We start from the raw sequence: 13280 nt of genomic DNA, 5'->3' as shown, positions 1-13280 counted from the left end.
ATCCATGTCACTTTGAGTGCCCACACAGATTGTCTGATAAATTGTTAAAGAGCAGTGCCGCTTCGTTTTCGCTGCGGCGCGGGGTGTGCATATTACGCTCTCCCGCTTCAGAGTCAAGCGTTTATTTTGCTTTTCTCTGCTGACCCGGCGGCTTGCGTGCCGATGTTCCGTGTCAGTGGAGGCGCATTATAGGGAGTAATTCCGAACCTGCAAGGATAAATTGCAAATTAATTACCGACTGCTCACTTTCCAGGCAAATCACATCCCAGACCACAATTTTCGCCTGGTTTTTAAACAAAAACGAGCCGCAAGCGGCTCGTTTTTGCGTTTTGTGACTTACTGCACTGCCACAATGCGATCGTCGTTGGCTTCCAGACGGATAACTTTGCCCGGAACCAGCTCCCCAGAGAGGATTTGCTGTGCCAGCGGGTTTTCGATCTGCTGCTGGATAGCACGTTTTAACGGACGCGCACCATAAACAGGATCGTAACCATTCTCGCTCAGCAGTTTCAGCGCATCGTCGGAAATGTGGATTTCATACCCACGCTCTTCCAGACGTTTGTACAGACGCTGCAACTGGATCTGCGCAATCGACGCAATGTGTTTCTCACCCAGCGGATGGAACACGACCACTTCATCAATACGGTTGATGAACTCCGGACGGAAGTTTTGGCTGACCACACCCAGCACCAGATCTTTCATATGGCTGTAATCCAGCTCACCGAAGCGTTCCTGAATCAAATCGGAACCCAGGTTCGAGGTCATGATCACCACCGTGTTACGGAAGTCGACCGTTCTTCCCTGCCCGTCCGTCAGACGCCCATCATCCAGCACCTGCAACAGAATGTTAAACACGTCAGGATGAGCCTTTTCCACTTCATCCAGCAGGATGACGGAATAAGGACGACGACGAACCGCTTCCGTCAGGTAACCGCCCTCTTCATAACCGACATATCCCGGAGGCGCACCGACCAGACGCGAGACGGAGTGTTTCTCCATAAACTCGGACATATCGATACGCACCATCGCGTCATCGCTGTCGAACATAAAGTTAGCCAGCGCTTTACACAGCTCGGTTTTACCGACACCGGTTGGCCCCAGGAAAAGGAACGAGCCGATTGGACGATTCGGATCGGACAGCCCCGCACGGCTACGACGAATGGCGTTAGATACCGCTTCGACCGCTTCGTTCTGTCCAATGACGCGCTGATGTAGATCCTGCTCCATACGCAGCAGTTTCTCGCGTTCGCTTTCCATCATGCGAGCCACAGGGATGCCCGTCCAGCGCGCCAGCACTTCGGCAATCTCGGCATCCGTCACTTTATTACGCAACAGACGCATGGTTTTGCCTTCCGACTGCGTGGCGATCTCAAGCTGTTTTTCCAGCTCAGGGATCTTGCCGTACTGTAGCTCGGACATCCGTGCCAGATCCCCTACGCGACGCGCCTGCTCAATGGCAATTTTCGCCTGCTCCAGCTCCGCCTTGATTGTCTGGGTGCCAGAGAGGGAGGCTTTCTCAGCTTTCCACTCTTCTTCCAGCTCAGAATACTGACGCTCTTTCTCGTCCAGTTCTTCATTGAGCATATCGAGGCGTTTCTTACTCGCTTCATCAGACTCTTTGTTCAGCGCCTGCTGTTCCAGCTTGAGCTGGATAATACGGCGATCGAGCCGGTCCAGCTCTTCCGGTTTCGAGTCAATCTGCATACGGATGCTGGACGCCGCTTCATCAATAAGGTCGATGGCTTTATCCGGCAACTGGCGGTCGGCAATGTAGCGATGCGAAAGCGTCGCCGCCGCAACGATGGCCGGGTCAGTGATCTGCACGTGATGGTGCAGCTCATAACGCTCTTTCAGACCACGCAAAATGGCGATGGTATCTTCAACGCTTGGTTCAGCGACAAACACCTTCTGGAAGCGACGCTCCAGCGCGGCATCTTTTTCAATGTACTGACGATACTCGTCCAGCGTAGTGGCGCCGACGCAGTGAAGTTCACCACGTGCCAGCGCAGGTTTCAGCATGTTCCCGGCATCCATTGCGCCGTCAGCTTTACCCGCCCCCACCATAGTGTGCAATTCGTCGATAAACAGGATGACATTACCTTCCTGTTTCGCCAGATCGTTCAGCACGCCTTTCAGACGCTCTTCAAATTCACCGCGGTATTTCGCCCCAGCCACCAGCGCGCCCATATCCAGAGCCAGTACGCGACGGCCTTTCAGCCCTTCGGGCACTTCGCCATTAACGATACGCTGCGCCAGCCCTTCAACAATGGCGGTTTTACCGACGCCTGGCTCACCAATCAGCACCGGGTTGTTTTTAGTACGGCGTTGCAGTACCTGGATAGTCCGGCGAATTTCTTCGTCACGGCCGATCACCGGGTCAAGTTTGCCCTGCTCGGCACGTTCGGTCAGGTCGACCGTAAATTTCTTCAAAGCCTGACGTTGGTCTTCGGCTCCCTGATCGTTCACGCTTTCACCTCCGCGCATTTTCTCAATCGCCTGGGTCACATTGGCGGTGGTTGCACCGGCGGATTTCAGCAGGTCGGTCAAGGTACCTCGTGATTCAAGCGCCGCCAGAACAAACAGCTCTGACGAAATAAAATTGTCCCCACGTTTTTGCGCCAGCTTGTCGCAAAGGTTCAGCACGCGCACCAAATCCTGCGACGGCTGCACGTCGCCACCGGTACCTTCTACCTGCGGTAAACGGCTCAGCGCCTGATCGATGGCGGTGCGTAACTGGCCGGCATTAATGCCAGCGGACGTTAATAAAGGACGTACCGATCCCCCTTCCTGATTCAGCAAGGCGCTCATTAAATGAAGAGGTTCGATAAATTGGTTGTCGTGCCCCAGTGCAAGGGACTGGGCATCGGCGAGAGCAAGCTGGAATTTATTAGTAAGACGATCCAGACGCATAACTCCTCCCATAACAGGTCAAATTTGCTACTGGAGATTAAATGAGGTCATCCCTCAATTATTCAAGGTTAATAACCTGAATTATGTGAAAAGAAAACGGCGCGTACCGGATCGTCTTGATTCTTTAGGTTATATCAGCCAAATGAAACTTGCCATACGGCCTGTCGTCATGTCGCGACGATAGGAGAAAAAATCACCCTTTTCGGTGAAAGTACAGCGATCTCCGCCGAAGATTTGGGTCACGCCGACGTTATTCAGGCGCTGGCGGGCAAGCTGGTAAATATCGGCCAGATATTTATCTCCGGAAGCCACAAACGCTTCGACCGCTTGCGGATCTTTTTCCATAAAGGCATCGCGCACTTCGGGCCCGACCTCAAATGCCTGCGGACCAATCGCCGGGCCAAGCCAGGCAATGAGATTTGCAGAATCGTCCTGGAAGCAGGCAACGGTCTCTTCCAGCACGCCTTCGCACAGGCCTCGCCATCCGGCGTGGGCAGCAGCCACTTCAGTTCCTGCCTGATTGCAGAACAGCACCGGCAGGCAATCAGCGGTCATCACCGCGCAAACCGTTCCCGGCGTATTGCTGTACGAAGCATCGGCGCGTTTAGACGCATAGGGCTCACCCGTCAGCTTCAGCACCACTTTACCGTGCACCTGCTCAAGCCAGACCGGTTTTGAAGGAAGGTTTCCCGCAGCAAAGAGACGTTTACGGTTCTCTTCAACGTGCTCCAGGTTATCGCCACAATGCGCACCGAGGTTCAAAGACTCCCACGCGCCCTGGCTCACACCACCGATACGGGTCGAACTACAGGCGGCCACGCCTTCAGGCAGTGGCCATTCCGGGACAATCAGTTTGGTCATAACCAGTCTACGTGATCCTTATGTTCTTCGAAATCTGCGCGCATCGCGTCGATAAGTTCCACCATATCCTGTGGGATCGGTGCATGCCATTCCATCTGAATTCCGGTGATTGGGTGGTAAAGACGCAGCATCGTCGCATGCAGCGCCTGGCGATCGAATTTACGCAGCACGGAGATGAATTCATCCGATGCGCCCTTTGGTGGACGCGGACGACCGCCGTAAACCGGGTCACCCACCAGCGGATGGGTAATATGCGCCATGTGCACGCGGATCTGGTGAGTACGCCCGGTTTCCAGACGCAGACGCAGGCGCGTATGAATACGGAAATGTTCCATGATGCGGTAGTGGGTTACCGCCGGTTTACCCATCGGGTGTACGGACATATGCGTACGCTTGGTTGGGTGACGGCTGATAGGCTCTTCCACCGTGCCGCCAGAGGTCATATGACCAATCGCCACCGCTTCATATTCACGGGTGATTTCGCGCAGTTGCAACGATTCCACCAGGCGAGTCTGGGCGGGAACCGTCTTCGCCACCACCATCAGACCCGTGGTGTCTTTATCCAGACGGTGAACGATACCGGCACGCGGTACGTCGGCAATTGGTGGATAATAATGAAGGAGAGCGTTAAGTACCGTACCGTCAGGATTGCCCGCGCCCGGATGAACAACAAAGTCGCGCGGCTTGTTGATGACCAGAATATCGTCATCTTCGTAGACGATATCCAGCGGGATATCCTGCGGCTCGAAGCGGATTTCCTCTTCGATTTCAGCATTGATGGCGACAGCTTCCCCACCAAACACTTTCTCTTTAGGTTTGTCCCAGATCTTGCCGTTTACCAGCACGCGCTGGTCAAGGATCCATTCTTTTATGCGTGAACGCGAATAATCAGGGAACAATTCGGCCAAAGCCTGATCTAAGCGTTGACCGAGCTGATTTTCGGAGACTGTTGCGGTGAGTTCTACTCGTTGTGCCATAAACTGCTTCTTCGTTTAACGTTGGGTTTTACGGCTTTGCCGTTTAATATAGTGTGCTATTGTAGCTGGTCTTAATCGGGAGCAGGAACTGAGTTTCTCCCGGACAAACATTTGAGGAAAGTCAAAACGTCATGACGCGCATGAAATATCTGGTGGCAGCGGCCACGTTGAGCCTGGCTTTGGTGGGCTGCTCCGGTTCGAATGAACAGGTCCCTGACAATCCGCCGAATGAAATCTATGCGACTGCACAACAAAAGTTGCAGGACGGTAACTGGAAACAGGCGATAACGCAACTGGAAGCGTTGGATAATCGCTATCCGTTTGGTCCGTATTCGCAGCAGGTACAGTTAGATCTTATCTACGCCTACTACAAAAATGCCGATCTGCCGCTGGCTCAGGCAACGATCGATCGTTTCATGCGTCTGAACCCTACCCATCCTAACATCGATTACGTAATGTACATGCGCGGCCTGACTAACATGGCGCTGGATGACAGTGCATTGCAGGGCTTCTTCGGGGTGGATCGTTCCGACCGTGACCCGCAACATGCGCGTGATGCTTTCAATGACTTCTCCAAACTGGTGCGCAGCTATCCGAACAGCCAGTACATTACCGATGCCACTAAGCGTCTGGTGTTCCTGAAAGATCGTCTGGCGAAATATGAGTACTCCGTTGCGGAATACTACACCCGCCGTGGCGCATGGGTTGCCGTGGTTAACCGTGTAGAAGGCATGCTGCGTGATTATCCGGACACCCAGGCCACGCGTGATGGCCTGAAGCTGATGGAAAATGCGTATCGCCAGATGCAGATGACGGCTCAGGCTGACAAAGTGGCGAAAATCATCGCCGCGAACAGCAGCAACACCTGATACCGCTACAACGCATAACGGCAGCCCGCGGGCTGCCGTTTTTTTATCCTTTCAGACTTACGCTGAAGCGGTTTAGCTTCAACACATCCATTCAACTATGACCGCATTTGTTGACTTCGACAAGGTAAATCTCACCTCTTCCTGCCCTGCCTCACAAAAAAGATTCCCTGACAAAAACCGACAAAATAACGTGATCTAAATCACACATTTTGACATTAGGTCGGGTATGCTGGAATCACCAAGACGGAAAGACAAGAGGTAAAATTTATGACAATGAACATTACCAGTAAACAAATGGAAATTACTCCGGCAATCCGCCAGCACGTCGCAGACCGTCTCGCCAAACTGGATAAATGGCAAACACATTTGATTAATCCACATATCATCCTGTCCAAGGAGCCGCAGGGTTTCATCGCTGATGCAACTATCAATACTCCAAACGGCCATCTGGTCGCCAGCGCAAAACACGAGGATATGTACACCGCAATTAACGATTTGATCAACAAGCTGGAACGGCAGCTCAATAAAGTGCAACACAAAGGTGAAGCACGTCGCGCCGCAACCTCGGTGAAAGACGCCAGCTTCGCGGAAGAAGTTGAAGAAGAGTAATCCTCTAAAATTGAGTGTACCGACAACGCGCCTTCGGGCGCGTTTTTTATTGACAGGATCAAAACAGTACAGGTACTTTAACCCTATCAATTTCAGGATGACCTTATGAAACAGACGCCGTTTTTCTTCGCATTCTTTTTTACCTTCCCCTGACCGGGAGGCGTTTCGTCGTGTGATAAAGAATGCGAAGACGAACAACAAGGCCTCCCACACCGGGAGGCCTTTTTTATTGATAACGATAAAATGAGACAGACAACACTATGACACCGGAAAACCCGCTCCTGGATTTACGCGTAAAAATCAGTGCGCTCGACGAAAAATTACTGGCCCTGCTGGCAGAACGCCGCTCGCTCGCCGTTGAAGTGGGCAAAGCCAAGCTCGAGTCCCATCGGCCGGTGCGCGATATCGATCGCGAACGTGATTTACTGGAACGGTTGATTCAACTCGGCAAAGCGCATCATCTGGATGCCCACTACATCACCCGCCTGTTCCAGCTTATCATCGAAGATTCCGTTCTGACGCAACAAGCCCTGCTCCAGCAGCATCTGAACAAAACCAACCCGCACTCTGCTCGTATCGCTTTCCTCGGTCCGAAAGGCTCCTATTCTCATCTGGCGGCCCGCCAGTACGCAGCCCGCCATTTCGAAGAGTTTATTGAGAGCGGTTGCGCGAAATTTGCAGACATTTTCAACCAGGTCGAAACCGGCCAGGCCGATTACGCCGTGGTGCCAATTGAGAACACCAGTTCCGGCGCCATCAACGATGTTTACGATCTGCTCCAGCACACCAGCCTGTCGTTAGTCGGCGAGTTGACTATCCCTATCGATCACTGCGTGCTGGTCTCTGGCTCAACCGATCTGAGTCAGATCGAAACGGTGTACAGCCACCCGCAGCCGTTCCAGCAGTGCAGCCAGTTCCTGAACCGTTATCCGCACTGGAAAATTGAGTACACCGAAAGCACCTCAGCGGCGATGGAAAAAGTGGCGCAGGCAAACTCTCCTGCCGTCGCGGCTCTCGGTAGCGAAGCGGGCGGCGCGCTGTATGGCTTACAGGTGCTGGAACGCAATCTGGCCAACCAGACGCAGAACATCACCCGTTTCGTGGTTCTGGCCCGCAAGGCCATCAACGTGTCGGACCAGGTCCCGGCGAAAACCACCCTGCTGATGGCGACCGGCCAGCAGGCGGGTGCGCTGGTTGAAGCGCTGCTGGTGCTGCGTAATCACAACCTAATCATGACGAAGCTGGAATCCCGTCCAATCCATGGCAACCCGTGGGAAGAGATGTTCTATCTCGACGTTCAGGCCAACCTGGAGTCTGCATCCATGCAGAAAGCCCTGCGCGAACTGGGCGAGATCACCCGCTCCATGAAAGTGCTGGGCTGCTATCCGAGCGAAACCGTGGTCCCGGTCGATCCGGCTTAACGTTCGATAAAGCGGCTTTTCTTCATCCCTGCCACATTTACAGGCAGGGTGAAGATGGCACCGGAAAGCGGGTATTTCGCCAGCTCCTCCGCCTCCATATTTTCCCGCGTGGTGGTGATAAACAGCGTTTTCATATCGTCGCCGCCAAAGCAGACCATTGTCGGGCAGCGTACCGGCAGCCGATACTCTTCCAGCTGTTCGCCTTGCGGTGAAAACCGTGCGATACGCCAGCCGTCAAACAGTGCGCTCCAGTAGCAGCCTTCCTCATCCATTGCCGCACCGTCGGGTATACCTTCTCCCTCGCTAAACCGGCGAAACTCTTCGCGCTTACCGGGTTCTCCCTGCTCATCAAGCGGCGTACGGTAGATCACGCCGTTCGGCGTATCAGAAGTAAACATCCACCGTTTGTCAGGACTAAACGCTAAACCGTTATGCCCGTGAATATCGCACTGAATCACTTTCGGCGTCAGGTCGTTGTCGATACGCATCAGCATGGCGCCGTTATAATCTCCCGGCCCCCAGAACGTGCCCGCATAAAACCGTCCCAGATGATCGGTACCGCCATCGTTAAAGCGTGCAAGCTGCGGGTTGGATGGGTTATCGCAAACTTTACGTTGTAGCAGGCCGTGCTTATCGGTCAGCCAGATGGCGTTTCGCATCGCGACGATAAATCCGCCGCGTTCACGCAGGGCAAAACACCCAACTTCTTCATGGAATGAGAGCACCGAGTGCTCTGCGGTGGGCAGATGGTACCGATGGATCTCCCCTTCCAGGATATCCGCCCAGTAGAGCGCCTTCTCTTCTGCACTCCACGTCGGGCATTCGGGCAGATGCCCGGTATAGTTCAACAGCAGCTGCGGTTCAGCCATGACAGTTCCCCAAAATGAAAAAAGCCAGCGATGCTGGCTTTCAGTATATACATCATCGCATTACTGGCGACTGTCATTTGCCTGGCGCAACAGCGTGCGGCTTTCACTCTGGAATCGCGTGGCGTAATCACCGAACCAGTGCTCCACTTTACGGAAACTGTCGATAAAGGCTTGTTTATCGCCGTGTTCCAGCAAGGTGATCGCTTCGCCAAAACGCTGATAATAGCGCTTGATCAGCGCCAGGTTATTTTCAGATGACATGATGATGTCGGCGTAAAGCTGCGGATCCTGGGCAAACAGTCGCCCGACCATCGCCAGCTCCAGACGATAGATTGGTGAGGAAAGCGCCAGCAATTGTTCAAGCTGAACGTTCTCTTCCGCCAGGTGCAGCCCGTAGGCGAAGGTTGCAAAGTGGCGCAGCGCCTGAATAAACGCCATGTTCTGGTCATGCTCTACCGCGCTAATGCGGTGCAAACGTGCTCCCCAGACCTGGATCTGTTCCAGGAACCACTGGTAGGCTTCCGGCTGCCGTCCGTCACAGTAAACCACTACCTGCTTCGCCAGGCTTCCGCTGTCCGGGCCAAACATCGGGTGTAACCCAAGCACGGGCCCGGTGTGCGCCGCCAGCATTGCCTGTAGCGGACCATTTTTAACGGAGGCCAGGTCCACCAGTATGCAATCTTCCGGCAGCGGAGGAAGTTTCGCGATTATCTGCTCCGTCACATGGATTGGCACGCTGACGATAACCATTCCGGCGTCTTTCATCAGCTCCGGCGCGTGCGACCAGTCCTCTTTCTCCAGAATACGCACCTGATAGCCAGAAAGCGTCAGCATTTTCTCAAACAGACGCCCCATCTGCCCGCCACCACCGACGATAACCACCGGACGCAGCGACGGACAGAGGGTTTTGAAGCCCTTGTCGTTTTCGCTGGAATAGGACTCGCGCATCACGCGACGCAGGACGTCCTCAATCAAATCAGGTGAAACGCCCAGGGCCTGCGCCTCCTTACGGCGGGAGGCGAGCATAGAGGCCTCGCGCTCCGGAACGTAAATCGGCAGGCCGTATTTACTTTTAACCTCGCCGACCTCAGCAACCAGTGCCATGCGGCGCGCCAGTAGATCCAGCAACGCCTTATCCACTTCATCAATTTGATCGCGTAATGCGGTCAATTCAGCAACCATAACTACCCTCTTATGCCAGACGCGTCGCCAGCTGGCCTTTCAAATCTTTGTGGATCTCACGCAACAGCGCATCGGTGGTTTCCCAGCTAATGCAGGCATCGGTGACCGAGACGCCGGGCTTCATCGCGCTACGCGGCTGTTCAGATGACTGATTGCCTTCATGAATATTACTTTCAATCATCAGGCCGATAATGGAACGGTTGCCATCTTTAATCTGAGCAATCACAGATTCTGCAACCGCAGGCTGGCGACGGTAATCTTTATTCGAATTACCATGACTGCAATCTACCATCAGCGCCGGACGCAGTCCCGCCTGTTCCATCTCTTTTTCACACTGCGCGACATCCGCCGGGCTGTAGTTTGGCGCTTTACCGCCGCGCAGGATCACATGCCCGTCCGGGTTGCCCTGCGTTTGCAGCAGGCATACCTGGCCCGCCTGGTTGATCCCGACAAAACGATGGGGCATGGCGGCGGCGCGCATGGCGTTAATCGCCGTCGCCAGGCTGCCGTCGGTACCGTTTTTAAAACCAACCGGCATAGACAGGCCAGATGCCATCTCGCGGTGGGTTTGTGACTCGGTGGTGCGCGCCCCAATCGCAGACCAGCTAAACAGATCGCCGAGGTACTGCGGGCTGTTCGGATCCAGCGCCTCGGTTGCCAGCGGCAGCCCCATGCTGACCAGCTCCACCAGCAGGCGACGCGCAATCTTCAGGCCGGTTTCCACATCAAACGAGCCATCCATGTGCGGATCGTTGATCAACCCTTTCCAGCCAACGGTCGTACGTGGCTTCTCAAAATAGACGCGCATCACCAGATAGAGGCTATCGCTGACCTCCTCCGCTAATGCTTTAAATCGACGAGCGTACTCAATGGCGGTTTCAGGATCGTGAATAGAGCAAGGACCACATACCACCAGCAGGCGCGGATCGCGGCCAGCGATAATGTCAGAAATGGTCTGGCGAGAGTGCTCAATCTGAGCTTCCTGCGCGACGCTCAGCGGGAATTCCGCCTTCAGTTGATCCGGGGTGATTAACACCTGTTCGTCAGTGATATGTACGTTGTTCAGCGCGTCTTTTTGCATGATTGCGATCCTGTCAAACTCGTTTGCGATAGTGGTTTTCCTCGAAGAGGTGACACAACGATATCACATAAAGTAAAGATTTCAATCCAAAATACGTACATATTACTTTACAGCAACCCTTTAATGGCAAAAATCATGGTCTAAAACCGTAAAGTTAAAATTACACACACGCCGTTATAAGCCAGGCTATGCTCACAAAAAGGAGAATAGCCATGCGTTTAATTGCTTTTATGTTGTTGCCGCTGGTTTTATCGGGTTGCCAGCTCAATCCTTACACTTTTCAGCCTGACTGGACCAACCCGGACTGGTTCACGGCCGGTAAAGAAGACGCTATGAATGGTGTTCCGGTTAAAGATAACCAGGCGCTGGCCGATAGTTTTAATGACTCTCAGGTTGATCGAGGGGAATATCTTCGTGGCTACGCTGATGGACAGAAAAAAATATGCGAAGAGGGCTTTATTCACGCGTGGGGATTAGCGGGTAAATCATTTCCTGCCAGCTGCGATACAACTGAAAATGCAGTAAAACTGCATGAATCCTGGCAACAAGGAATGGATGAAAGTATGCGTTCCAGCAGGCTTAATTGAGCCTGCCTGAATTCCTATGAATATAGTTCACTGTAAGATTTAGCTTAGGTCAAAACAGGGATATTTCTGACATAATGACGGCTTTGATAAACAATGGTATTCTGCCGACAATTCTTAAGGACATCTATTTCCGGGGCGGTTTGGCGGATTCTGATGAGAAATGCAATCTTGATCGCTTTGCTCCGACTCCCCCTGGCGCTAATGCTGTTCATTTTAGTGGCCCCTGCAACGGCAGGCTCGTTCACGGAAACGGATAAATCAGTACGTTCGATTGTTTCTGGTATTGTGAGCTACACCCGATGGCCCGCACTGTCCGGCCAGCCTAAGCTCTGTATTTATGCCTCTTCCCATTACAGACAGGCACTCAGCAGTGAAGATGAACACAACCCGTTGCCCTATAGTCCTGTCATTGTGCGTAGCGATCGGGAAGCACTCACCGCAAGGTGTGATGCCCTCTATTTCGGGAGTGAGTCGCCGGCAAAACAACAGGAAATAATAAATCAGTATCATGGCCAGGCGTTGCTATTAATGTCAGAACAAAATCCTGAATGCGTTATTGGCAGCGCATTTTGTCTGATAATAGAGCACAACCAGGTCAGGTTTTCCGTAAATCTGGATGCGCTGGCGCGCAGTGGCGTAAGAGTCAATCCGGATGTATTAATGCTCGCACGGAATAAGAAGCATGAATAAGGAAGTCGCACCAACACCGCGTCCGACGTTTAAAAGAACGTTGCGGCGAATCAGCATGATAAGCGTCATTATAACGATGACGTTTATATGGTTGCTGCTGTGTTTCGCTTCCGTGGTGACATTAAAGCAATATGCGCAAAAAAACCTCGAACTTACCGGCGCCACCATGAGCCACAGCCTTGAAGCCTCTCTGGTGTTCAACGATGCCGTGGCGGCAAATGAAACGCTGGCGACCCTCGGCAAGCAGGGGCAGTTTGCCGTGGCGGAAGTGCTTAACGCACATCATAAACGGTTTGCATGGTGGTCGTGGAACCCGGCGGATAATACCGACACGCTGGGCGCGCTGGTCAACCGGTGGTTGTTCCCTGTTCCTGTCGCACAGCCCATCATACATAACGGCAATGTGATTGGCGAAATTCGTCTGACCGCACGAGACAGCCTGATTAGCCACTTTATCTGGCTCTCGTTTGCGGTTCTCACCGGCTGCATTCTTTTTGCCTCTGCCGTCGCATTGACCATCACCCGCTCGCTACATCATGGCATGGTTGTTGAAATGCAAAACATCACTGACGTTGTGCATGATGTTCGCACCAACCGCAACTTCTCTCGCCGGGTAACGGAAGGCCGCATTGAAGAGTTCCACCAGTTTGGAGAAGACTTCAACAGCCTGCTGGATGAAATGGAAGAGTGGCAGCTCAAGCTACAGGCGAAAAACGCTCAACTGTTGCGTACCGCCATGCACGATCCGCTCACGGGGCTTGCAAACCGCGCCGCGTTTCGCAACAACATTGCAGCATTGATGAATGACGCTTCGGCAAAAACCAATTCCGCCCTGCTCTTCCTGGACGGTGATAACTTCAAGTTTATCAATGACACCTGGGGTCATGCCGCGGGCGACTGCGTACTGATCGAAGCCGCCAAAAGGATGGTCGAGTTTGGCGAAAAGCGTCATCAGTCTTACCGTCTTGGCGGCGACGAATTTGCCATGATCCTTTACGGCGTCCACACCGCGCGTGAGGTCGAATATATTTGCGCTGCGCTGTCGCAGCAATTTATCCGTCCGTTTGATCTGCATAACGGGCACACAGCATCAATGTCACTCAGCATTGGCTATGCTCTGGCGTGGGAAAATGCCTCCGTTGAGGCCTTACTGGAACAAGCCGATCGCAATATGTATCTGGTCAAAAACCAGCGTTCGAAAACAATATCCTGAAAGGAAGACGA

13 protein-coding genes and 1 other annotated feature are annotated in these 13280 nt (G+C 53.2%); of the genes, 7 read left to right on the top strand and 6 right to left on the bottom strand.

Features of this window, described 5'->3' with window-relative positions:
* Positions 1–336: 336 nt before the first annotated feature.
* The 3 genes from clpB to rluD form a co-directional block, all read right to left on the bottom strand.
* Positions 337–2910 (bottom strand): ATP-dependent chaperone ClpB, encoded by a 2574-nt coding sequence (gene clpB, locus ACNQ0W_RS21580; RefSeq protein WP_017692862.1) that lies wholly within the window; start codon positions 2908–2910, stop codon positions 337–339.
* 129 nt (positions 2911–3039) lie between these two features.
* The gene (gene yfiH / locus ACNQ0W_RS21575; RefSeq protein WP_062933589.1) at positions 3040–3771 is read right to left on the bottom strand and encodes a purine nucleoside phosphorylase YfiH; all 732 of its coding nucleotides are present in this window, start codon (positions 3769–3771) and stop codon (positions 3040–3042) included.
* On the bottom strand, positions 3768–4748 hold the full coding sequence (gene rluD / locus ACNQ0W_RS21570; protein WP_003863165.1) for a 23S rRNA pseudouridine(1911/1915/1917) synthase RluD: 981 nt from the start codon (positions 4746–4748) through the stop codon (positions 3768–3770). The genes yfiH and rluD overlap by 4 nt, the downstream gene beginning before the upstream one ends.
* A 131-nt stretch (positions 4749–4879) precedes the next feature.
* Between rluD and bamD the strand changes: the two genes are divergently transcribed.
* The 4 genes from bamD to pheA all read left to right on the top strand — a co-directional run bounded on the left by bamD (position 4880) and on the right by pheA (position 7647).
* Entirely contained in the window at positions 4880–5617 is a 738-nt protein-coding gene (bamD, locus tag ACNQ0W_RS21565; protein ID WP_003863164.1) for an outer membrane protein assembly factor BamD, read from the top strand.
* 267 nt (positions 5618–5884) lie between these two features.
* The gene (raiA, locus tag ACNQ0W_RS21560) at positions 5885–6226 is read left to right on the top strand and encodes a ribosome-associated translation inhibitor RaiA (protein ID WP_003863162.1); all 342 of its coding nucleotides are present in this window, start codon (positions 5885–5887) and stop codon (positions 6224–6226) included.
* Positions 6227–6330: 104 nt separating this feature from the next.
* Positions 6331–6456: a sequence feature (Phe leader region), on the top strand.
* The gene (pheL, locus tag ACNQ0W_RS21555) at positions 6332–6379 is read left to right on the top strand and encodes a pheA operon leader peptide PheL (protein ID WP_100229775.1); all 48 of its coding nucleotides are present in this window, start codon (positions 6332–6334) and stop codon (positions 6377–6379) included. (Overlaps the previous feature by 48 nt.)
* Positions 6457–6486: 30 nt before the next feature.
* The gene (gene pheA / locus ACNQ0W_RS21550) at positions 6487–7647 is read left to right on the top strand and encodes a bifunctional chorismate mutase/prephenate dehydratase (RefSeq protein ID WP_062933588.1); all 1161 of its coding nucleotides are present in this window, start codon (positions 6487–6489) and stop codon (positions 7645–7647) included.
* On the opposite strand, the gene ACNQ0W_RS21545 is transcribed toward pheA, so the two are convergent.
* Genes ACNQ0W_RS21545 through aroF form a run of 3 tightly spaced genes read right to left on the bottom strand, consistent with a single transcriptional unit; the run spans position 7644 to position 10779 of the window.
* Entirely contained in the window at positions 7644–8516 is an 873-nt protein-coding gene (locus ACNQ0W_RS21545; RefSeq protein ID WP_062933587.1) for an SMP-30/gluconolactonase/LRE family protein, read from the bottom strand. The genes pheA and ACNQ0W_RS21545 overlap by 4 nt on opposite strands.
* Before the next feature lie 60 nt (positions 8517–8576).
* Positions 8577–9698: a bifunctional chorismate mutase/prephenate dehydrogenase gene (tyrA, locus tag ACNQ0W_RS21540; RefSeq protein ID WP_006811631.1), complete on the bottom strand. Its 1122-nt coding sequence runs from the start codon at positions 9696–9698 to the stop codon at positions 8577–8579.
* Between the two features lie 10 nt (positions 9699–9708).
* Positions 9709–10779: a 3-deoxy-7-phosphoheptulonate synthase AroF gene (gene aroF, locus ACNQ0W_RS21535; RefSeq protein WP_062933586.1), complete on the bottom strand. Its 1071-nt coding sequence runs from the start codon at positions 10777–10779 to the stop codon at positions 9709–9711.
* Positions 10780–10991: 212 nt separating this feature from the next.
* Here aroF and ACNQ0W_RS21530 point away from each other — a divergent pair, with 212 nt between their 5' ends.
* The 3 genes from ACNQ0W_RS21530 (at position 10992) to dgcN (ending at position 13269) form a co-directional block, all read left to right on the top strand.
* Positions 10992–11366, top strand: a complete 375-nt coding sequence (locus ACNQ0W_RS21530) for a DUF2799 domain-containing protein (RefSeq protein ID WP_062933585.1) — start codon at positions 10992–10994, stop codon at positions 11364–11366.
* Between the two features lie 153 nt (positions 11367–11519).
* Positions 11520–12056 (top strand): YfiR family protein, encoded by a 537-nt coding sequence (locus tag ACNQ0W_RS21525; RefSeq protein ID WP_062933584.1) that lies wholly within the window; start codon positions 11520–11522, stop codon positions 12054–12056.
* Positions 12049–13269 carry a diguanylate cyclase DgcN gene (gene dgcN / locus ACNQ0W_RS21520; protein ID WP_047052207.1) on the top strand — a complete coding sequence of 407 codons (1221 nt, stop codon included), beginning with the start codon at positions 12049–12051 and terminating at the stop codon, positions 13267–13269. Before ACNQ0W_RS21525 ends, dgcN begins: the two co-directional genes overlap by 8 nt.
* The last annotated feature ends 11 nt before the right edge of the window (positions 13270–13280 follow it).

The organism is Enterobacter cloacae complex sp. 6730903 (assembly GCF_048283985.1).
GTDB lineage: Bacteria > Pseudomonadota > Gammaproteobacteria > Enterobacterales > Enterobacteriaceae > Enterobacter > Enterobacter hormaechei_C.
This window is presented reverse-complemented; position numbering and strand designations above follow the sequence as displayed.

What these genes read in the sequence shown, in the direction of transcription:
- clpB (WP_017692862.1), bottom strand. Translation starts at nt 2,910, where the DNA reads ATGCGTCTGGATCGTCTTACTAATAAATTCCAGCTTGCTCTCGCCGAT.
- yfiH (WP_062933589.1), bottom strand. Translation starts at nt 3,771, where the DNA reads ATGACCAAACTGATTGTCCCGGAATGGCCACTGCCTGAAGGCGTGGCC.
- rluD (WP_003863165.1), bottom strand. Translation starts at nt 4,748, where the DNA reads ATGGCACAACGAGTAGAACTCACCGCAACAGTCTCCGAAAATCAGCTC.
- bamD (WP_003863164.1), top strand. Translation starts at nt 4,880, where the DNA reads ATGACGCGCATGAAATATCTGGTGGCAGCGGCCACGTTGAGCCTGGCT.
- raiA (WP_003863162.1), top strand. Translation starts at nt 5,885, where the DNA reads ATGACAATGAACATTACCAGTAAACAAATGGAAATTACTCCGGCAATC.
- pheA (WP_062933588.1), top strand. Translation starts at nt 6,487, where the DNA reads ATGACACCGGAAAACCCGCTCCTGGATTTACGCGTAAAAATCAGTGCG.
- ACNQ0W_RS21545 (WP_062933587.1), bottom strand. Translation starts at nt 8,516, where the DNA reads ATGGCTGAACCGCAGCTGCTGTTGAACTATACCGGGCATCTGCCCGAA.
- tyrA (WP_006811631.1), bottom strand. Translation starts at nt 9,698, where the DNA reads ATGGTTGCTGAATTGACCGCATTACGCGATCAAATTGATGAAGTGGAT.
- aroF (WP_062933586.1), bottom strand. Translation starts at nt 10,779, where the DNA reads ATGCAAAAAGACGCGCTGAACAACGTACATATCACTGACGAACAGGTG.
- ACNQ0W_RS21530 (WP_062933585.1), top strand. Translation starts at nt 10,992, where the DNA reads ATGCGTTTAATTGCTTTTATGTTGTTGCCGCTGGTTTTATCGGGTTGC.
- ACNQ0W_RS21525 (WP_062933584.1), top strand. Translation starts at nt 11,520, where the DNA reads ATGAGAAATGCAATCTTGATCGCTTTGCTCCGACTCCCCCTGGCGCTA.
- dgcN (WP_047052207.1), top strand. Translation starts at nt 12,049, where the DNA reads ATGAATAAGGAAGTCGCACCAACACCGCGTCCGACGTTTAAAAGAACG.